Here is a 19,024-nt window from a genome sequence, read left to right as displayed (position 1 = left end):
CGCCCGATGGACCGCCAACCCACCCGGCAGCCCTACCAGTACGTCCGGACCGCGCTGGCCGAGCCGGACTGGCGCCGGCTGCCGGGCTGGCGCCACGTCACCGCGGCGCAGTGGCGGGACGCCCAGTGGCAGCGGGCGCACTGCGTGCGCAGCGCCCGGCAGCTGCGGGGCGTCGTCGGATCGCTGCTCACCGACCGCTTCTACGACGAACTCGCCGCCGACCAGGCCGGGTTCGCCACCATGTCGATGCTGCTGCCGCCGCAGATGCTGAACACCATGGCGCCGCACGCACCGACCGTGCCGCAGGCGTTCACCGAGGCCTTCCTGGCCGATCCGGTCCGCCGCTACATGCTGCCCGTCCGCGCGGACCGCCACCCGCGCTGGCCGAGCCACCCCAAGGCCGAACGCGACTCCCTGCACGAGGCCGAGATGTGGGTGGTGGAGGGGCTCACCCACCGCTACCCCACCAAGGTGCTGGCCGAACTGACCGCCACCTGCCCGCAGTACTGCGGGCACTGCACCCGGATGGACCTGGTCGGCAACTCCACCCCCCAGGTCACCAAGACCAGGCTGGCGCTGCGGCCGGTGGACCGGCAGGAGCAGATCCTCGACCACCTCAAGCGCACCCCGTCGGTGCGCGACGTGGTGGTCTCCGGCGGGGACCTCGCCAACGTGCCCTGGCCGCAGCTGGAGACGTTCCTGCTGCGGCTGCTGGAGCTGGAGTCGGTGCGCGACATCCGGCTGGCCAGCAAGGCGGTGATCGGCCTGCCGCAGCACTGGCTCCAGCCGCGGATCGTCGAGGGGCTGGGCCGGGTGGCCGCCGTCGCGGCCCGCCGGTCGGTCAGCCTCGCCGTGCACACCCACGCCAACCACGTGCAGTCGGTGACGCCGCTGGTCGCCGAGGCGGCCCGGGCGCTGCTGGACGCGGGCGTGCGGGACGTGCGCAACCAGGGCGTGCTGATGCGCGGGGTCAACGCCACCCCCGAGGACCTGCTGGACCTCTGCTTCGCCCTCCAGGGCGAGGCGAGCATCCTCCCCTACTACTTCTACCTCTGCGACATGATCCCGGGCGCCGAGCACTGGCGCACTCCGGTGCACCGGGCCCAGCGGCTCCAGGAGGCGATCATGGGCTACCTGCCCGGCTACGCCACCCCGCGGATCGTCTGCGACGTCCCCCAGCTCGGCAAGCGCTGGGTGCACCAGGCGGTCGCCTACGACCGCGAACGCGGCATCTCCTCCTGGACGAAGGACTACCGCACCGCACCGGAGGCCCGCGAGAGCACCGACCTCGACGCCGTGCTCGACCGGCGCCACCTGTACTACGACCCGGTGGACACCCTCCCGGAGCCGGGCCGCCGCTGGTGGTCCGAGCAGCCCGGCGCCCCCTCGTCCGCACCCCCTCGGAAGGACACGCCGTGACCCCACCCCCCACCGCGCCCGGCGCCGGGCCGCTGCGCCGGATGTGCTGGATCTTCCCCGACCGGGAGTCGACCAGGATGGCGGCGACCTGGCACCCCTTCTTCTGGGACCTCTACGCGGAGGTCGCCGAGGGCCTGGGGATGAGCTGGACCAGGCACGCCCCCGACGCGGTCACCGTCGACGGCACCGTACGCGGGCGGCCGGTGGTCTACGTGGACGACGAGGCGGTCTCACCGCAGGACACCCTCTTCGTGACCGCCCTCTACTCGCTGCCGTACCAGTCGATGGACGTCTTCAACCAGTACGCGCTCTACGCCGTGCTCGAACAGGCCGGGTTCTACCTGCCGTTCCCCCCGCTGATGTCGCTCATCGGCAACGACAAGCTGGCCACCCTGCTGCACCTCGCCGATTCCCCCGTCCCCCCGGTGCCGACCGTGCGGATCGGCACCGGCCGCGACATCGCCAAGCACCAGTACGAGGTGGCGCTGGGCGGTATGACCTACCCGGCCATCGTGAAGCCGGCCGGCTGGTGCGGCGGTGGCGGGATCAACCTGGCCCGCAGCGCCGAGGACCTCCGGGGCCTGGCCAGCCTGGCGCAGGGCGGGGACACCACGCTCGTGGTCCAGCCCTACCTCGGCGACGGGACGGTCGACTACCGGGTGTACGTGGTCGACGGCGAGCCGTACGCCGTGATGAAGCGGATCCCGGAGCCGGGCTCGCCGGTGGCCAACGCCAGCCGGGGCGGCGCCATGGAGTTCCCGCCCGTCCCGGCCGAACTCGCCGCCGCCACCGCCTACTTCGCCGAGCGGCTGCCGATGCCGTTCTTCTGCGTCGACTTCCTCTTCGACGGGGAACGGTACTGGTTCTCCGAACTCGAACCGGACGGGGTGATCGCACCGGACCTGGACGACCCGCAGCGCACCCTGCAACGGGACATCACCCGCGCCCGGTTCACCGCCTACCGGGACGCCCACGCCGCCTGGCTGGCCGGCCGCGGCGGCGAACCGGCCACGCCCACCTCGGAAACGGAGACCCGGACGCGATGACCGAGCTGTTCTCACTCCCCCCGGACGCGGCCGAGCCGCGGCTGCACGTCGCCCGGCGCACCCTCGAACGTCTCTGCGGTGTACCGGAGTTGGCGCTGCGCTACGCGGACTGCGCGGCCCCGCGCACGCTCGACGGGCTCGCCGCGCTGCCGCCGCTGGACAAGGACGGCCTGAACGCCGCCCTCGCGCACCTCGAACCCCGCGCCGCCCCGGGCGCCGGGGCGACCTGGCTCTTCCAGAGCGGCGGCAGCACCGGAGCGCCCAAGGTCGGCCACGCCCCCACCGGCTTCTACATGGCCGGGGTGCACGCGCGGTGGCGGCCACTGGAGCGCGACGACGTCTTCGTCAACGCCTGGGGCGCCGGCCGGATGTGGGGCGCGCACTTCCTCGCCGCCGCGCTGGCCGACCTCGCCGGGTGCCGGATCCTCGCGGTGGGCTCGGTCGCCACCGACGAGTACGCCGACTGGCTGCGGTTCTTCGCGACCGCCCGGGTCACCGCGATCGGCGGGACACCTAGCGTGCTCCGGCTCTGGTTCGCCCGGGCGCGGGACGCCGGGCTGGAGTTGCCGGCGCTGCGCAAGGTGCTCTGGCTCGGCGAGGCGTGGCAGCCGCAGCTGGAGGCGGACCTGGCCGCGGTCGCCCCGCGGGCGCGCCGGTGGGGCATGTTCGGCAGTACGGAGACCTGGGTGGTCGGGACCAACACCCCGGACTGTCCGGCCGACACCTTCCACCCGCTGCCCGAACAGCTGGTGCACGTCGGCGCGGCGGAGCTGCTGGACTTCACCACGCTCGACCCGGCGGTGCTCAACCCGGTGCTGCGCTACCGCACCGGCGACGCGGGGACGCTGCTGGCCTGTCCGTGCGGCCGGCCGGGCTCCGCGATGCGGGTCCTGGGCCGCCGGGACAGCGTGGTGCAGGTCCGCGGGCTGGGACTGCACGTGGACGAGGTCATCGCACGGGCGGAGCGGGAGCCGGGGGTGTCCCGGGCCCAGGTGGTGATCACCGAGGAGCACGGCCGGGCCGCCACGGTCGAGCTGCTGCTGCTCGCCGGCCCGGGCGGACCGCCCGACACCGAGCGGCTGCGCAGGGCCGTGCTGTCCGCGACCTTCACGCTCAGCACCGCCTTCCAGCACGATCCGGAGTCCTTCCGGGTGCGCCGGGTGGACGAGCTGGTCAGCAACGGCCGGACGGGCAAGACGGCCGGCCTCGTCGTCCGGGAGGGCTCGTGAAGCCGCGGAAGCCCGTGAAGCCGGAAGGGCTCGTGAAACCGGAAGGGCTCGTGAAACCGGAAGGGTCCGTGAAGCCGCGCAGGCCCGTCTCGCTCGGGCGCGGGTTCAACCTGTTCTGGGCCGGCCAGACGGTCAGCACGGTCGGCGACCGGGTCACCGTGTTCGTCGTCCCGACCCTGATGATCTTCGTGCTGCACGCGAGCGCCCTCCAGGTCGGCGTCGTGGCGATGGCCCAGTACCTGGGCATCCCGCTGCTCGGCCCGGTCGCCGGCGTGCTGGTCGACCGCTGGGACAAACGCCGGACGATGCTGGTCTGCGACCTCGTCCGACTGGTCGCCGTCGCGGCCGTCCCGCTGGCGTACTGGCTGGACGCGCTCTCCACGCCACTGCTGGTGGGCTGCGTAGCGGTGATCAGCGGCGCGACGATCTTCTTCAACGTCGGCTACCTCGTCGCCGTCCCCGCCGTCGCGCCGAAGGACCAACTCGTCCTCGCCTACTCCAGACTGGAGGGCAGCGGCTCGGTGTCGGAGGTGGCCGGGCCGTCGATCGCGGCCGGCCTCTACAGCGCGCTGGGCGTCGCCGCCCTGCTCGTCGACGCGGCCAGCTACCTGGTCTCCGCCGCCTGCTTCCGCCGGATGCCGGCCTGGGGCGAACGGACGGTCGCCACCGGCTCCGTGCGGGAACGGCTGACGGCGGGCTTCCGGCTCAACCGGGCCGACCCGGTGCTGCGCCGGGTGGTGGCGGCCGCGGTGACCCTCAACTGCGGCGGGCCGATCTTCGTCACGGTGCTGCCCGTGCTCGCCTACCGGGGCCTCGACGTCTCGGTCGGCGTCTTCGGCGCGGCCATGTCGGTCGCCGCGGTCGGCGCCCTGGCCGGCGCGGTGGTCGCCCCGAGGATCAGTGAACGCCTCGGCCTGGGGCGCACGCTGGCCTGGTCGCTGCTGCTGCACTGCCTGGTCGGCCTCGGGGTGCTCGCCGCGCCCGCGCTGTCGGCCGGACCGGTGATCGCCGTGACGATGGGCTGCTACGGCTTCTTCATGTCCTGCATCAACGTCTGCAGCGCCCCCACCCGGCAGTCCCGGATGTCGGCGCGGCACCAGGGGGTGATGCACGCCGCCTTCCGGACCGTCACCTGGGGGGTGATCCCGCTCGCCGCCCTGGCCGGCGGGCTGGCCGTCTCGCTGCTGACCGGTCCGCTGGGAATCCTGGACGCGGCCCGGACGGTGATGGCCGGCGGCACCCTGCTGGCGGCGCTCTCCTTCCTGCCGGCACTCGGCATCCAGCCGCTGCTCGACGCGACCGAGCGGGAAGGGGCGCAGGAGCCGCCCGCCGACGCCGGACCGGCCACCGCCACCCCGCCCGCCCCGGCGGAGCAGACCTCATGACGCCGGACCGGGGTGTCCTGCTGGTCACCGGGGCGTCCTCGGGCATCGGGCTGGCCACCGCCGTCACCGCGGCCGGGGCCGGGTTCCGCACGGTCGCGGCCGTACGCGAGCCCGGCCGGGCCGACGCCCTGCGCGCGGCCGCCGACCGCGCCGGCGCCGCGGTGGACGTCCGCCGCCTCGACGTGACCGACGCCGACTCGGTGACCACCTGCCTCGACGAGGTGCGGGGGGCGTACGGCCGGCTGGACGCGGTGGTCAACAACGCCGGTGTCTCCAACTCCGATCCCACCCTGGAGATGTCGACCGCGGCCGCGCTGCGGGCCAACCTGGAGGTGAACTTCTTCGGCGTCGTCGCGGTCAGCCGGGCCGCGATGCCGCTGCTGCGGGCCGCCCGCGGCCGCCTGGTCACGATCGGCAGCGTGCACGGCGTCGTCGGCCAGCCGTTCAACGAGGCCTACTGCGCGGCGAAGTTCGCCGTCGAGGGGTTCATGGAGAGCCTCGCCCCGGTCGCCGCGGCGCACGGTGTGCAGGTGTCGGTGGTCGTACCGGGCTTCGTCCCGGACACCGCGTTCGGCGTGTTCCCGGACATCGACCGCTCGACCCTGCTGGCCGCCTCCGGCCCGTACGCGGGCACCTTCGCCGACTACCTCGACCGGCTCGGCGCCCAGGGCTGGGAGGCCGCCGGCCAGCCCGCGCGGGAGGTGGCCGAGGTGGTCGTCCGGACCCTGCTCGCCGAGCGTCCGGCCTTCCGCGTCCCCACCAACGCGTGGTCCGCCGCCCACCTGGACTACAAACTCGCCGACCGGGACGGCTCGACCGTCCAGCGCCTCGCCCACAGCTGGATCGGGCACCCGCACCTCCCGGCCTAACACCGAACCGACGGACCATCAGCGCCTTCCCCGCCCACCGATCGACAGGAGGAGCAGTGCCCGCGAAACCGCTTCAGGAGCTGGTCGACTTCGCCCGCGGCCACTCGCCGTTCTACGCGGAGGCGTACCGCGACGTCCCCCGGACGATCTCGCACCTCACCGAACTTCCCCTCATCGACCAGACCGCGTTCTGGGCCGCCAACACCTGGCCGGACAACCGGCTGCTGACCGGCCCGCTCACCGACGCCGGCGTCTACAAGACCGGGGGCACCACCGGCGTCCCGAAGTTCTCCCCCTGGTCGCGCACCGAGCACGCCGACTCCGTCACCGCCTTCGGCGCGGGCATGGTCCGGGCCGGTCTGAAACCCGGCCACCGGGTGGCCAACCTGTTCTGCGCGGGCGAACTCTACGGCGGCTTCCTCTACATCGAGAACGCGCTGCACCACGCGCCGGTGGAGAACGTCCGCCTGCCGGTCGGCTGCGCCGCGCCGGACGACTACGTGGTCGACCTGATCACCGGCTTCGGCGTGCACGTCCTCGCGGGCGAGCCGATGAAGCTCAGCGCGGTGGCCGAGTGCCTGGTCCGGCGCGGGCGCAGCGCCGACTCCGTGGAACTGCTGCTCTTCGGCGGCGACCTGCTCTTCGCCGACCTGCGGCCGATCCTGTCGCAGGCCTTCCCGAAGGCGGCCGTCTCCTCGGTCGGCTACGCCTCGAACGACGCCGGCCTGGTCGGCGCGCCGGTGCCGGGCGACGACGTCCGCGTCCACGAGGCCTTCCCGGACCGCACGGTGGTGGAGCTGGTCGACGAGGTGACCGGCGAGCCGGTCACGGCCGCGGGCGTGCCCGGCCGGGTCGTGGTCACCAATCTGTTCCGCACCCTGATGCCGATCCTCCGGTACCCGACCGGGGACCGCGCCGAGTGGGTCGACCCGGAGCGCGGGACGTTCCGGCTGGTCGGCCGGTCGAACGAGGGCGCCCGGGTGGGCACGGTGGCCCTGCCGACCGAGGAGATCCGCGCGGTACTGCTCGCCGCCGACCCCGACCGGGTCATCTCGGGCCTGCAGCTGGTGCAGCGCCGCTGGGACGGCCGGGACGGCCTCGTGCTGCGCCTCGGGTACACCGGGCCGCCGCCGGCGGCGCCGGGCGGGCTCGGCGAACGGCTGGTCGCGGCCGTGTACGCGGCCGTGCCGCTCTACCCGGCCGAGGTGGCGTCCGGCGCGATCCACCACCTCGCCGTCGAGTGGGTGCCCCGCGCCGAGCTGGCGACCAACCCCCGGACGGGCAAGCTCCGTCAGGTGGTGGACGAGCGGCCCCGGGACTGAGCAGCACGGGCGGCCCCGGGACTGAGCGCCGCGGGCGGGGCCGCCGGTCTGTCGCTGGTGGGCCGCCGGGTGGGCCGGTCAGCCCACCGGTGGCCGGCCGGCGATGACGACGCTCTGCCCGCGGAACTCCGCGACGACCTTGCCCGTCGCCTGCCGGACGGTCACGTCGTAGATCCCCTGCCGCCCGGCGCTGGCCCGCTCCACCGCCTCCGCGACCAGCTCGTCGCCGGCCTCGGCCGGGGCCAGGAAGGTCACCTGCGCGGCCTGGGCCACGGTCACCGGTCCGTGGCTGTTGCACGCGTAGGAGAACGCCGCGTCGGCGAACAGGAACAGGAAGCCGCCGTGCGCCGTCCCGTGGCCGTTCACCATGTCCGGGCCGACCCGCATGCGCATCAGCGCCCGTCCGGCGGACACCTCGTCGAGGGTGATGCCCAGCGCGTGGCAGGCCCGGTCCCGGGCGTACAGCGCGTCGATCGCCGACTCCCCGGCCGGGGCCGCTCCGGTGTCCGCGTCCACGACGTCCCGCCTTCCCCGAGGGCCCGGCAGGTGGCCGAACCAGCACCGCCCGTCATCCTGCGCTCCGGATTACACCGAGCCGCGGCACCGCCTGTCAATGACCCTCCTCCCGGACAGCGCGTGGCACACCGGCGGTCCCGGGGACGCCTTCCCGCCCGGACGACGGGACGCTACTGTTCGGTAACCATCGCCGGGCGCGGCCCCCGGCACGCCCCGCCGACCGCATCCGGGGCACCACATCGTCCGAGGAGTGACCGTGAAGCGATCGAGACTCTCCACCCGGCTCCTGAGCGGTCTGCTGCTCGGCGCCGGGGTGCTGCACTTCGCCGCGCCCCGCCCGTTCGAGGCGACCGTGCCCAAGCGGCTCCCGGGCAGCCGGCGGGGCTGGACGTACGCGAGCGGCGTCGCCGAACTCGCCATCGGCGCGGTGGTCGCCGTACCGCGCACCCGGCGGGTCGGCGCCCTGGCCGCGGCGGGCCTCTTCGCCGCCGTGTTCCCGGCCAACGTGAAGATGGCCTACGACTGGCGGCACCGGCCGGCCCCGCTGCCGGCCCTCGCCGTGGCCCGGCTGCCGCTCCAGGTGCCGCTGATCCTGTGGGCCCTGCGGGTCGGCCGGCGGCCGCGGGGCTGACCGGCCCCCGGCACCCGGGCCCACCGGGTCTGCCCGGCGGCGGTGCGGCGCCCCACCGGCCCCCGCCGGGCCGGGACACGGGACGCCACCCGATCGACCGAGTCGGCAGCCGCCGTCCGGGTGGCGCGCGGCGGAAACGGTCCGCACACGCATCGCCCGCTCGTTCTGCCGTACATGCCCACACAGACCGTTCGACCGAGTTCCCGGTGCGCCTGATCGGACGGACCGCTTCGGCGGTCCTGTCCCTGACGATCCTGGTCCTGCCGGCGGTGGCCGCCAGCGGCGACCGGCCGGCCGGCGCGGACCCCGCGCCCCGGCCGCCCGAGAACGGCCGCACCGGCTGGGAGGTCGCGGCGGGCGCCGCCAACGTCCGCCGCGACCACTCGGTCAACGACACGGTGCTCGGCCTGACGCACTGCGGCGACCGGGTCGAGGTCCTGGACACCTGGACCTCCCCGCTCGGCACCCGCTGGGGCAAGGTCGCGGTCACCCGCACCGGGGTCACCGGCTGGGTGCTCTGGTCCCTGCTCACCCGCCACGAGCCGTCCGCCGCACCCGTCGCGGACTGCCCGCCCCGGGAGTGCCGGCGCGCCGCTCCCCCGTGCGCCGGCGGGTCGACCGAGATCGGGCCGGCCCCCCGCTGATCCCGCCCCCCCCGGGCCGACCCGGTCGGCCCGGAGCTCGCCGGCCCGGAGCTCGCCGCCTCAGAGCTCGTCGGCCATCGCGGCACCCCCGAACAGGGCGAGCCCGGCCATCACGACCAGCAGGACGACGGCCACCGTGCGGTCCGCCGGACCGGGGCGCGGGCCGAGGCGGGGATCGACGGTGCCTCGCGGGTCCACGGTCACCTGGAGCCGGTCACCGAGCGCGACGCGCCTGCCCCCGGTCCCGATGCCGGCGACCTCGGTCCCGTCGGCCAGCCGCACGTCGGCCCCGGTCACGGAGGGCCCCTGACCGGCCATCGGGTCCGAGCCGACGACCGTCCGGACCACTTCGGCCTCGGAGGTGACCCCCCGGTCGTGCAGCAGCTGCTGCTCCTGCATGCCGAACCCGCAGACCAGGAGGCCGATCCAGGAGGCCAGCAGGCCGGACAGGGCGGCCGCCGTCCGCTCCGCGTTCCCCGTGGCCAACCGGACCACGGCGGCCACGCAGCCCAGCACGACCGCCGCGAAGCAGCCCGCGGCCACCAGCGCCGGGCCGTGGTCCCGCAGTTCGAGGATCCCCCAGGCGCTCAGCACCGCGGGCACCAGCCAGCAGACCCCCGACACCACCACGAACGACGCCCCCGCCGCACCCCGCATGGACTCACCCCCGGCTGCTCCCCTACCCGGCGAGGAGCGCGGCGATGCGACGCCCGCCGCGCCGGTGCACCCCGCCGACCGTCCTGGCGGCCTTCCCGGGGCGCAAGGTCGAGGGCGTGGAGTGCCTGCCCGACACCCCCGACACCGTGCTCGGCACCGACGACGGGAACCTCGGCGGCCACCTCCGCACCCTCCCGCTCCGCACCCCCTGACCGCGACTCCCCACCGCACCCCACGGCTCCACCGGTCGCGGCCGAGCCTCGTCCCTTCGGCCGCGCCCCGCCGGGCCGGTCAGCGGCGGCCGAACAGCTTGCCCAGCCAGCCTCCGGCGGCCCGGCCGCCGTCCTTCCCGCATGCGCAGCGGTCGGCCCGGGGTACCCCGGCCAGCACCTGGTCCACGTGCATGCCGCACCCGGCGTAGCCCGGCTTTCCGCAGGACCGACAGACGACGCGTCGACACATGACGCCCTCCTTCTTCTTCGGGGCGGCCCGACCGGCCGCCCTCTCGAATATACCCAAGGGGGTATTTCTCCCGGCCGGCGCCGATCCTCCCGCCACCCCGCCCGAGCCGCTCCGCCCGACCCGGCCGTTCCGCGCGGCCGTTCCAGGCCGCCACGTTCGCGCAGGTCAGAGGCCGAAGAACATTCCAGCGTCCCGAATCCGCGGCCGGCCCTGGCGGCCGGAACGGCCCCCGGGCCAAGGTCGTGCCCAGACCCGGCAGACCGGGTTCCGCACCGCACCACAGACACCGGGGGCCTCCCATGCGCACCACTCACCGCCGACGCACCACCGCCCTGGCCGCGACGGGCGCCGCCGCGCTCGCCCTCGTCCTCACCGCCTGCGGCGGGAACCCCGCGGACAGCGGGACCGCACCGGCGCCCACGACGGCCGCGCAGTCCACGCCCACCGCCACCGGGGCCACCACCACCTCCGCCGGTACCGCCGCCGGCACCGCGCCGAACACCGCCGCCCCCTCCGGCGCCAAGACCGGCGCCGGCGCCGGCGCCGGGACGAGCACCCCCTCCGCGCGGCCGACCGGTGCCACGCAGGCACCCGCCGATCCGGCGGCGGCGTCCGCGCCGCTCTGCGCCGTCAAGGATGTCGCCATCAGCGCCGCCCTCCAGGACGGCCCGCCCTACACGCACCTCGTCCTGACCGCGAAGAACACCTCCGGCCACAGCTGCCGGCTGAGCGAGTACCCCCGGATCCGGTTCCTGGAGAGCCACCGCGAGAACGTGCCCGCCGTGGCCAAGAGCAGGCCCGCCGCACCCGTCGTCCTCACCGCCGGCGCCCCGGCCTACGCCCTCGTGAAGCTGTCCGACGGCGGCGTGCACGAGAACAACGAGCCGGTGACCGCCTTCTCCGTCGCCCTCGACGGCGGCAGCGGCCCGGCCACCGTCAAGGCCCCCGGCAACGGCGGCATCGCCGTCGACCCGGCGGCCTGGGCCACCGGCTACTGGACGTACGAGCTGCGCAACGGCGCCGACGATTTCTGACCGGGCCCGCCCGGCTCCCGGGGCCGGGGGCGGCTGCTAGGTTCGCGAGGGCGGCTCCCGGTCGAGCCGACGCCGGACGGGGCGGGTGGCGCACCCGGCCGGTGCGAACGACACCGACGGGAGACCGCATGACCTCCGGCCCGCACCCGACCGCCTGCACGGACCCGGCCGGCCCCCCGGCCCCGATGGGCTCTCCGGCCCCGATCGACTTCTCGAACCTGGCCGAGCACGCCGCCGGGCGCTCCCTGGACGTGCGCTGGATCCACGGCTCGGAGTCGGCGAAGCACAACACCGACCCGGAACTCCAGGTCCACCACTACGACGAGCACACCGTGATCCTCCGGCAGAACATGGCCGTGAACTACGAGGCGCCGTTCCTCTTCCTGCTCTTCGGCAGCGAGCGGGCGGTACTGATCGACACCGGCGCCACCGCGTCCCCCGAGCTCTTCCCGCTCCGCCGCGTGGTCGACGAGCTGGTCGCGCGGTGGCTCGCCCGCCACCCCCGCACCGGCTACCGGCTGCTCGTCCTGCACAGTCACGGCCACGGCGACCACGTCGCGGGGGACGCGCAGTTCGCCGACCGGCCCGACACCGTCGTGGTGGACGCGGCCGCCGACACCGTCCGGGCGTTCCTCGGGCTGGGCGACGATCCCGACCTCCCGGCCCGGCTCGACCTCGGCGGGCGGACGCTGACCTGTCTGACCAGTCCCGGCCACCACGAGGCCGCCATCACCTACTACGACCCGTTCACCGGCTTCCTGCTCACCGGCGACACCGTCTACCCGGGGCGGCTCTACATCGCCGACTGGGACGCCTACGTCGCGACGATCGACCGGCTGATCGCCTTCGCCGCCGACCACCCGGTCAGCCACGTGCTCGGCTGCCACATCGAGATGACCGACCGGCCGGGGGTGGACTACCCGATCCGGTACACCTACCAACCCGACGAGCCGCCCCTGCAGATGACGGTCGCCCAGCTCCACGACATCCGGCGCGCCCTGGACGAGGCGGCCGCCCGCCCCGGCCGGCACGCCTTCGACGACTTCGTGCTCTCCTACCGCACGGGCTGACCGGGGCCGACAGGGGTCCCGGAGGTCCGGCGCGACCGGCGGTCGGGCGCGGCGGAGCGGAACGCCCATTGCCCGCCTGGCCGTTCGCCCCCGGCGCGCCGGCCGTGCTGGCAGACTGACGCCATGGCAACCACCTCCGCGACGGTCCGGCACCGCCCCCGCGCGTTCCTCTCGGCGGCCGCGCTCCTGCTCGCCGGGGCGGCCGTCACCGCGTGCTCCTCCGGCGGCGACTCCCGGCCCGGGCCGCCGCCCGCCCCGTCGACCGCCACACCCACCGGCCGGACCGTCGCCGTCTACACCCCCGACCACCCGTTGGACGAGGGGCAGCTGAAGCAGGCGGCCGAACTGCTGCGCAAGCGCGCCGAGGCGCGCGGCCTGCCGGACGCCCGGGTCGAGCCGGCGGCCGCCGCGCTGCGGCTCTCGGTCGCCGGACAGGTCGCCGGGGACCGCCTCGCGGCGCTCGGCCGCCGGGCCGCGCTGGACTTCCGCCCGGTCCTGGCCGTGGCGGTAGCCGGTACCCCGTCCCCCGGCGCGGCGGAGGTCGCCCCGACCGGCACGGTGCCGCCCGAACTCGCCGCCGGGTTCGCCGCGCTGAGCTGCGGCGCACCGGCCGCCGCCCTCCCCGCCGCCGTCGATCCGGGCACCGCCGTGGCGATCTGCGGCACCGCCACCAAGGCGGCCCCGGTGGTGATGAAGTACGCGCTGGCCCCGGCCGCCCTCCAGGGCACCGACGTCGCGAAGGCCTCGGCAGTGCTCGACAGCCAGACCGTGGGCCGCTGGCAGGTCCAGGTGGACTTCACCCCGCAGGGCGGCACCGCCTTCGCCGCCCTCACCGGCAGGATCGCCCCGCAGCCGCAGCCCACCAACCAGATGGCCGTCACGGTGGACGGCACGGTCCTCTCGGCCCCCTACGTCGCCGAGGCGATCACCGGCGGATCGGCCGTGATCAGCGGCACCTTCACCGAGGACGAGGCCAAGGACCTGGCCGCCGCCCTCACCGCCGGCAGCCTGCCCGCCCATTTCACGGCCGCGCTCTCCACCCCGACCGGCTGACCCGGGTGCCGTCCCGCCGTCCGGCCTGAAGGCCGACGCTTGCGCGGCGCCGCAGCGGCCCGCGGACCCGCCGCCGTCGAGTCCAGCGGTCCGGCGGTCCGCCGGGGCCAGGAGCGTGCGCCGGGGCCGGCACCCCCGGGCATGCCGGCCCCGGGCGGGGCGTCAGGCGCCGCTGTGGCGGAGCATCTCCTCGCGGTCGACGACCTTGACGCGGTCGCGGCCCTCGGCCGCGCCGAGGGCGCGCTCGTGCGCGTCGAGTTCCTTCCAGCCGTCCCAGGTGGTGAAGCGGACGCCCTGGCCGCGCAGGTGGGCCACCACCGCGTCGGGCTCGGGCGCGACGGCGCCGGGGAGGCGGCCGGCGGCGTGGTCGGCCAGCAGGCAGGCGACGGTCTCGTTGGCGTCGCCCTTGGTGTGGCCGATCAGACCGACGGGGCCGCGCTTGATCCAGCCGGTCACGTAGGTGGCGGCGAGGTGGGAGCCGTCGGCGGTCAGGACGCGGCCGGCCTCGTTGGGGACGGTGCCGCTGATCGGGTCGAAGGGCACCTTCGGCAGCTCGTCGGAGTAGTAGCCGATGGCGCGGTAGACGGCCTGGACGTCCCAGTCGGTGAACCGGCCGGTGCCCCGGACGTTGCCGGTGCCGTCGAGTTCGGTGCGCTCGGTGCGCAGGCCGCTCACCCGGCCGTCCTCGCCGGTCACCTCGACGGGCGACTCGAAGAAGTGCAGGTGGACGCGGTGCGGGCGGTCGCCGACGTCGCGGATGGCCCAGTTCTCGATGGTGGAGGCGACCATGTCGGCGTGCTTGCTGGCGCGGCGCTCGGCGATCGAGCCGTCGTCGTACTCGATGTCCTCGGGGTCCACGACGACCTCGATGGTCGGGGAGTGGTCGAGCTCCCGCAGCTCCATGGGGCTGAACTTGGCCTGGGCCGGGCCGCGGCGGCCGAAGACGTGCACCTCCAGCGCCTGGTTGGCCGTCAGGCCGGCGTGGACGTTCGGCGGGATCTCGGTGGAGAGCAGTTCGTCGGCGGTCTTGGCGAGGATGCGGGCCACGTCGAGCGCCACGTTGCCCGCGCCGAGCACGGCGACCTTGCGGGCCTCCAGCGGCCACGTCCGGGGGACGTCGGGGTGCCCGTCGTACCAGGAGACGAAGTCGGCGGCGCCGTGGGAGCCGTCCAGGCCGACGCCGGGGATGTCGAGTGCCCGGTCGGCGGTCGCACCGGTGGCGAAGACCGCCGCGTCGTAGAAGCGGTGCAGGTCGTCCAGGGTGAGGTCGTTCGGGTAGTCGACGTTGCCGAACAGGCGTATGCCGGGCTTCTCCAGGACCTGGTGCAGCGCGGTGACGATGCCCTTGATCCGGGGGTGGTCGGGGGCGACGCCGTAGCGGATCAGGCCGAACGGCGCGGGCATCCGCTCGAACAGGTCGATGGAGACGCCCGGGGCCTGGGCGGCGTCGGACTTGAGCAGGGCGTCTGCGGCGTAGATGCCGGCGGGGCCGGCTCCGACGATCGCGATGCGGATCGGGCGGGACATGGCGGGCGTTCCTCCGGACGGGCGAGCGGCAGACGGACGTTCGTAGCAAACCTCCGCAGTCTGCACTGCTGTAGGGGGCCCGGAGCTATGACCTCATAGAGCCAACCTATGGGCGGGGCGCGGAGGCCTCTGGTACGGGATCCGGCCGCCGCCCGGGGCCACCCATCCGCGCCGCGGAGTGTGAGAGGCTCCGGGGACTCCGGCATGCCCCCGACCGACCCGTCCGAACGGGCGCGGCACCGGCGCGGCGGCAGCGGAGGGCACGGCGGGACGCGGGCTCACCGCGCTTCGTACGGGGGTGTCCGACCACTGCGGACGATGAACGGGAAGGAGGTCGACCCACTCCTTTCCACTCCCAACTTATAGCGCACCGGGGGTCTTGCGGCAAGGCCCCCGTCGTACCGCAGAATTGTCCGCCGAGGCCGGGACCTGCGGATATGGAGGCGCAGCGGCCCGGATTCGCGCCCCCGCGGCGCACGGCGGCACCGGCTTCCGGGTCCGCCGTTTTCCCAAGATCATTATCCTGAGTGTCCCCGTCCCGGGCCGCCGGCCGAGCGCAGGCGCCGGCCCCGGGCCTTCCCGTGTCGCACACGGCGGTCCTCGCACCGCCACCCTCGGTCGCCCGGTCGGTCGAGGACCCCTGAGTCAATGGAGCTGGCCATGGTCCCCACGTCGTCGTCCTCGTCCGAACGTCCCGCCGGTGTCGATGCCGGAGCCGGGACCGGGGCGGGCTCGGGCGCCGCCCTGCCCTCCGACGACTGGCGGGCCCGGGAGCTGCGGGCGGAGAACGCCTACGTCGGCCGGCTCTACGACCGGCTGGAGAGCCGGCGCGAACTGGCGACGGCCCGGCTGCGCGCGGTCCACCGCCAGGAGCAGGGCGGCACGCTCCAGTCCCGCCTGGAGCGCGACACCATGGAGCTCCACCACACCCGCCGGCTGGCGGAGCTGTACGCCGCGGAGTACGGGCTCTGCTTCGGCCGGCTCGACACCGCCGACGGCGAGCGGCAGTACATCGGCCGGATCGCCCTCGCGGACGACGACCACGAGCCGCTGCTCACCGACTGGCGGGCGTCGGCCGCGGAGCCGTTCTACCGCGCGACGCCCGCCGCGCCCGGCGGGGTGACGGGGCGACGGCACCTGCGGACCAAGGGGCGGACCGTCGTCGACTTCGACGACGACGCCTTCGCCATGGGTGCCCTGGAGGGCCGGGACGGCTCCGGCCTCAGCGGGGAGAGCGCCCTGCTCGCCTCGCTGACCGCGGCCCGGACCGGCCGGATGGGGGACATCGTCTCGACCATCCAGGCCGAGCAGGACCGGGTGATCCGCTCCGAGCTGAGCGGCGTGCTGGTCGTCCAGGGCGGCCCGGGCACCGGCAAGACCGTGGTCGCCCTGCACCGCGCCGCGTACCTCCTCTACACCCACCGCGACCGCCTGGCCAAGCGCGGTGTGCTGGTCATCGGGCCGAACAGGACGTTCCTGCGCTACATCGACCAGGTGCTCCCCGCGCTCGGCGAGAGCGAGGTCGTGCTGAGCAGCATCGGCGCCCTCTACCCGGGCGTGACCGGGGCGGACACCGAGACGCCGGAGGCCGCCGCCGTGAAGGGCGACGCCCGGATGGCGCGGGTGCTCGCCACCGCGCTGGAGGGCCTGCGGCAGCTCCCGGAGCAAGAGGAGCCCTGGACCATCACCGTCGGCCGCAGCTCGCCGCACCAGGAGGAGCTCGTGATCGGACGGGCGCTCTGCGAGCGGGCGCACGCCGCCGCGCACCGGACCGGCGAGCCCCACAACGCGGCCCGGGCCGCCCTGGTGGAGCGGCTCTCCTCCGAGCTGGCCCTGCGGATCGCCAGGGACCGGGGCGGGGAGATGGCGCTGGACGACGTGGTCGACCTCGCCGACGCGCTCGTCGTCGAGCGCGACTTCCAGGCCCTGGCCGAGAAGCTGTGGCCGCTGCTCGGTCCGGAGCAGCTGCTCACCGCGCTGTTCGCCTCCCCGGAGCTGCTCGCGGACGCCATGCCGGACTTCTCCGAGGCCGAGCGCGCCGCCCTGCTGCGCGAGCGGCCCGGTCCGGACGAGCCGGCCGCTCCCTGGACCACCGACGACGTGCCGCTGCTCGACGAGGCCGCCGAACTCCTCGGCCCGCTGCCGGGCAGCGCCGTCACCCGCCGGGCCGACGCCGCCGCCGAGGCCGAGCGGCTGGAGTTCGCCAAGGTCGTCCTGGAGGACTTCGGCGCGGGGCTGGCCGAGATCGACGCGGAGCTGCTGACGCGCCAGTACCAGGGCGAGGGCGAGTTCCGGCCGCTCTCCGAGCGCGCGGCCGAGGACCGGACCTGGGGCTTCGGGCACATCATCGTGGACGAGGCGCAGGAGCTCTCCCCGATGGCCTGGCGGCTGCTGACCCGCCGCTGCCCCGGCCGGTCCATGACGATCGTGGGCGACCTGGCCCAGACCGGCGCCCCGGCCGGGCTGAACTCCTGGGGCGAGGCGCTCGACGAGTACACCGCCGGGCGCTGGCGCACGGTGGAACTCACCATCAACTACCGGACCCCGGCCGAGATCATGCGGGTCACCGAGGGCGTCCTGCGGGCGGTCGACCCGGCGCTCACCGCCCCGACCGCGGTGCGCGGCGGCGGGACCGTTCCGTGGAGCCTGCGGATCCCCGAGGAGAACCGGGGCGCGGCCCTGCGCGCCGTCGTCGAGCGGGAGATCGCGGAGCTGGACGGCCGCCGGATGGCGATCCTGCACGCCCCCGGCTTCCCGGTCGAGCTGGTCGACGAGCTGGCCGGGCTGGCCGGTGTGGCGCGTGCCGACGGCCCGGCGTCGCTGGACTCGCCGGTCGTCCTGATGACGGCGGCGCAGTCCAAGGGGCTGGAGTTCGACGCCGTCCTCGTCGTGGAGCCCGACGAGATCCTCGCGGCGCACTCCCGCGGCGGGAACGACCTCTATGTCGCCCTCACCCGCGCGACGAAGAGCCTCGGGGTCGTGCACAGCCGGGAGCTGCCGGCGATGCTGGAGGGCCTGGAGGCCCGCTGAGGCGCGGCTCCCGCGCAGGCGTGTGCCGCCCGGTCGGGTGGCACACGCCTCACCGGCGGGAGGTCACCAGCGCCCGTGGACCTGGGCGCGGATCCGGCGGTCGTAGAGGTCCCGGACGGCGGCGAGGGTCGCCCCGGGCAGCGGCGGGAGGTCGGCCGCGGCGGCGTTCGCCCGGGCCTGCTCGGGGTTGCGCGCACCGGGGATCACCGTCGTGACGCCCGGCTGCTGGATGATCCAGCGCAGTGCGGTCTGCGCCGGGGTCGCCTCCCCGGACGCGAGTGCGGCGAACTCCGCCGCCGCCTCGACGCCGGTCGCGAAGTCGACGCCGGAGAAGGTCTCTCCCTGGTCGAAGGCCTCGCCGTGCCGGTTGTAGCTGCGGTGGTCGTCCGCGGCGAACGCGGTCCGCGCGGTGTAGCGGCCGGAGAGCAGCCCCGAGGCGAGCGGCACGCGGGCCAGGATGCCCACCCCGGCGGCCGCGGCGGCGGGCAGGACCAGCTCCAGCGGCTTCAGCCGGAAGGCGTTCAGGATGATCTGGACGCTCGCGACACCGGGCCGGGCGATCGCGGTCAGGGCCTGCGCGCAGGTCTCCACGCTGACGCCGTAGGCGGCGATCCGTTCCTCGGCGACCAGGGTGTCCAGGGCGTCGTACACCTCGTCGTCGGAGTAGACCGGCGTCGGCGGGCAGTGCAGCTGCACCAGGTCGAGCCGGCCCACGCCCAGGTTGGAGCGGGAACGGTCGGACCAGGCACGGAAGTTGGCGAGGTTGTAGTGCTCCGGGCGCTGCTCGGCCCGGCGGCCGAACTTGGTGGCGACGAAGACCCCGGCGTCCGGGCGGCCCTTCAGGTAGCGGCCGATCAGCTGCTCGCTGCGGCCGTCGCCGTAGACGTCGGCGGTGTCGAAGAGGGTGACGCCGGCCTCGACGGAGGTGTCCAGGACGTCGAGCGCGTCCTCCTCGCGGACGTCACCCCAGTCCGCGCCGAGCTGCCAGGTACCGAGCCCCACGACGGAGACGGGTCGGCCGGTGCGGCCGAGTACACGCTGTTCCATGGGGCGAGCCTCTCACAGGGGCACCTCACCGGCGGCGAGGCGGCGCGATGGCCGCCCGGCCCGGTCCGCCCCGACGTGTCGGG

18 protein-coding genes are annotated in these 19,024 nt (G+C 75.2%); 13 read left to right on the top strand and 5 right to left on the bottom strand.

Annotated elements, in window-relative coordinates; genetic code table 11:
• Positions 1-6 precede the first annotated feature (6 nt).
• The 6 genes from ACFWA9_RS15185 to ACFWA9_RS15160 all read left to right on the top strand — a co-directional run bounded on the left by ACFWA9_RS15185 (position 7) and on the right by ACFWA9_RS15160 (position 7,270).
• Positions 7-1,419 carry a KamA family radical SAM protein gene (locus ACFWA9_RS15185; RefSeq protein WP_380387271.1) on the top strand — a complete coding sequence of 471 codons (1,413 nt, stop codon included), beginning with the start codon at positions 7-9 and terminating at the stop codon, positions 1,417-1,419.
• A complete protein-coding gene (locus tag ACFWA9_RS15180) occupies positions 1,416-2,465 on the top strand; it encodes a hypothetical protein (RefSeq protein WP_352295710.1) in 1,050 nt (349 codons plus the stop codon). Before ACFWA9_RS15185 ends, ACFWA9_RS15180 begins: the two co-directional genes overlap by 4 nt.
• Positions 2,462-3,694, top strand: a complete 1,233-nt coding sequence (locus ACFWA9_RS15175; RefSeq protein ID WP_380387268.1) for an AMP-binding protein — start codon at positions 2,462-2,464, stop codon at positions 3,692-3,694. Before ACFWA9_RS15180 ends, ACFWA9_RS15175 begins: the two co-directional genes overlap by 4 nt.
• Positions 3,695-3,762: 68 nt before the next feature.
• Positions 3,763-5,079, top strand: coding sequence for an MFS transporter (locus ACFWA9_RS15170; RefSeq protein WP_380387265.1), 1,317 nt, complete (start codon positions 3,763-3,765; stop codon positions 5,077-5,079).
• A complete protein-coding gene (locus ACFWA9_RS15165) occupies positions 5,076-5,948 on the top strand; it encodes an SDR family NAD(P)-dependent oxidoreductase (protein ID WP_380387262.1) in 873 nt (290 codons plus the stop codon). Before ACFWA9_RS15170 ends, ACFWA9_RS15165 begins: the two co-directional genes overlap by 4 nt.
• Before the next feature lie 56 nt (positions 5,949-6,004).
• On the top strand, positions 6,005-7,270 hold the full coding sequence (locus ACFWA9_RS15160) for a phenylacetate--CoA ligase family protein (RefSeq protein WP_352295700.1): 1,266 nt from the start codon (positions 6,005-6,007) through the stop codon (positions 7,268-7,270).
• A 78-nt stretch (positions 7,271-7,348) separates the two neighbouring features.
• On the opposite strand, the gene paaI is transcribed toward ACFWA9_RS15160, so the two are convergent.
• Positions 7,349-7,786, bottom strand: a complete 438-nt coding sequence (gene paaI, locus ACFWA9_RS15155; protein WP_380387259.1) for a hydroxyphenylacetyl-CoA thioesterase PaaI — start codon at positions 7,784-7,786, stop codon at positions 7,349-7,351.
• Positions 7,787-8,042: 256 nt separating this feature from the next.
• Between paaI and ACFWA9_RS15150 the strand changes: the two genes are divergently transcribed.
• A complete protein-coding gene (locus tag ACFWA9_RS15150) occupies positions 8,043-8,417 on the top strand; it encodes a MauE/DoxX family redox-associated membrane protein (protein WP_380387256.1) in 375 nt (124 codons plus the stop codon).
• A gap of 206 nt (positions 8,418-8,623) precedes the next feature.
• Entirely contained in the window at positions 8,624-9,061 is a 438-nt protein-coding gene (locus ACFWA9_RS15145; protein ID WP_380387253.1) for a hypothetical protein, read from the top strand.
• A gap of 60 nt (positions 9,062-9,121) precedes the next feature.
• Here the strand turns inward: ACFWA9_RS15145 and ACFWA9_RS15140 are convergent, their stop codons facing one another.
• Positions 9,122-9,718 (bottom strand): hypothetical protein, encoded by a 597-nt coding sequence (locus ACFWA9_RS15140; RefSeq protein WP_380387252.1) that lies wholly within the window; start codon positions 9,716-9,718, stop codon positions 9,122-9,124.
• A 44-nt stretch (positions 9,719-9,762) separates the two neighbouring features.
• Here ACFWA9_RS15140 and ACFWA9_RS15135 point away from each other — a divergent pair, with 44 nt between their 5' ends.
• Entirely contained in the window at positions 9,763-9,930 is a 168-nt protein-coding gene (locus ACFWA9_RS15135) for a hypothetical protein (RefSeq protein WP_380387249.1), read from the top strand.
• A gap of 79 nt (positions 9,931-10,009) precedes the next feature.
• Here ACFWA9_RS15135 and ACFWA9_RS15130 read toward each other — a convergent pair whose 3' ends face one another.
• Positions 10,010-10,180: a hypothetical protein gene (locus ACFWA9_RS15130; RefSeq protein ID WP_352295687.1), complete on the bottom strand. Its 171-nt coding sequence runs from the start codon at positions 10,178-10,180 to the stop codon at positions 10,010-10,012.
• Positions 10,181-10,479: 299 nt separating this feature from the next.
• On the opposite strand from ACFWA9_RS15130, the gene ACFWA9_RS15125 reads away from it, so the two are divergent.
• From ACFWA9_RS15125 to ACFWA9_RS15115, 3 genes are all read left to right on the top strand, one after another.
• Positions 10,480-11,214 carry a DUF4232 domain-containing protein gene (locus ACFWA9_RS15125; RefSeq protein WP_380387246.1) on the top strand — a complete coding sequence of 245 codons (735 nt, stop codon included), beginning with the start codon at positions 10,480-10,482 and terminating at the stop codon, positions 11,212-11,214.
• A gap of 128 nt (positions 11,215-11,342) precedes the next feature.
• On the top strand, positions 11,343-12,284 hold the full coding sequence (locus ACFWA9_RS15120; RefSeq protein ID WP_380387243.1) for an MBL fold metallo-hydrolase: 942 nt from the start codon (positions 11,343-11,345) through the stop codon (positions 12,282-12,284).
• A gap of 123 nt (positions 12,285-12,407) precedes the next feature.
• Positions 12,408-13,337: a hypothetical protein gene (locus tag ACFWA9_RS15115; protein WP_380387240.1), complete on the top strand. Its 930-nt coding sequence runs from the start codon at positions 12,408-12,410 to the stop codon at positions 13,335-13,337.
• A 162-nt stretch (positions 13,338-13,499) separates the two neighbouring features.
• On the opposite strand, the gene ACFWA9_RS15110 is transcribed toward ACFWA9_RS15115, so the two are convergent.
• On the bottom strand, positions 13,500-14,864 hold the full coding sequence (locus tag ACFWA9_RS15110) for an FAD-dependent oxidoreductase (protein ID WP_380387237.1): 1,365 nt from the start codon (positions 14,862-14,864) through the stop codon (positions 13,500-13,502).
• Between the two features lie 660 nt (positions 14,865-15,524).
• On the opposite strand from ACFWA9_RS15110, the gene ACFWA9_RS15105 reads away from it, so the two are divergent.
• Complete coding sequence (locus ACFWA9_RS15105; RefSeq protein WP_380387234.1) at positions 15,525-17,894, top strand: HelD family protein; 2,370 nt, start codon at positions 15,525-15,527, stop codon at positions 17,892-17,894.
• A 63-nt stretch (positions 17,895-17,957) separates the two neighbouring features.
• On the opposite strand, the gene ACFWA9_RS15100 is transcribed toward ACFWA9_RS15105, so the two are convergent.
• Complete coding sequence (locus ACFWA9_RS15100) at positions 17,958-18,941, bottom strand: aldo/keto reductase (RefSeq protein WP_380387231.1); 984 nt, start codon at positions 18,939-18,941, stop codon at positions 17,958-17,960.
• Positions 18,942-19,024 lie beyond the last annotated feature (83 nt).

It is taken from the genome of Kitasatospora sp. NPDC059973 (assembly GCF_042737525.1).
Lineage (GTDB): Bacteria > Actinomycetota > Actinomycetes > Streptomycetales > Streptomycetaceae > Kitasatospora.
The sequence above is the reverse complement of the archived record's forward strand: the minus strand, read 5'-3'. Positions and strand labels throughout refer to the sequence as shown.

Excerpts from the sequence above, each read along its gene's own strand:
- ACFWA9_RS15185 (WP_380387271.1), top strand. The coding sequence starts at position 7 with ATGGACCGCCAACCCACCCGGCAGCCCTACCAGTACGTCCGGACCGCG.
- ACFWA9_RS15175 (WP_380387268.1), top strand. The coding sequence starts at position 2,462 with ATGACCGAGCTGTTCTCACTCCCCCCGGACGCGGCCGAGCCGCGGCTG.
- ACFWA9_RS15165 (WP_380387262.1), top strand. The coding sequence starts at position 5,076 with ATGACGCCGGACCGGGGTGTCCTGCTGGTCACCGGGGCGTCCTCGGGC.
- ACFWA9_RS15140 (WP_380387252.1), bottom strand. The coding sequence starts at position 9,718 with ATGCGGGGTGCGGCGGGGGCGTCGTTCGTGGTGGTGTCGGGGGTCTGC.
- ACFWA9_RS15135 (WP_380387249.1), top strand. The coding sequence starts at position 9,763 with ATGCGACGCCCGCCGCGCCGGTGCACCCCGCCGACCGTCCTGGCGGCC.
- ACFWA9_RS15130 (WP_352295687.1), bottom strand. The coding sequence starts at position 10,180 with ATGTGTCGACGCGTCGTCTGTCGGTCCTGCGGAAAGCCGGGCTACGCC.
- ACFWA9_RS15125 (WP_380387246.1), top strand. The coding sequence starts at position 10,480 with ATGCGCACCACTCACCGCCGACGCACCACCGCCCTGGCCGCGACGGGC.
- ACFWA9_RS15120 (WP_380387243.1), top strand. The coding sequence starts at position 11,343 with ATGACCTCCGGCCCGCACCCGACCGCCTGCACGGACCCGGCCGGCCCC.
- ACFWA9_RS15115 (WP_380387240.1), top strand. The coding sequence starts at position 12,408 with ATGGCAACCACCTCCGCGACGGTCCGGCACCGCCCCCGCGCGTTCCTC.
- ACFWA9_RS15110 (WP_380387237.1), bottom strand. The coding sequence starts at position 14,864 with ATGTCCCGCCCGATCCGCATCGCGATCGTCGGAGCCGGCCCCGCCGGC.
- ACFWA9_RS15105 (WP_380387234.1), top strand. The coding sequence starts at position 15,525 with ATGGTCCCCACGTCGTCGTCCTCGTCCGAACGTCCCGCCGGTGTCGAT.
- ACFWA9_RS15100 (WP_380387231.1), bottom strand. The coding sequence starts at position 18,941 with ATGGAACAGCGTGTACTCGGCCGCACCGGCCGACCCGTCTCCGTCGTG.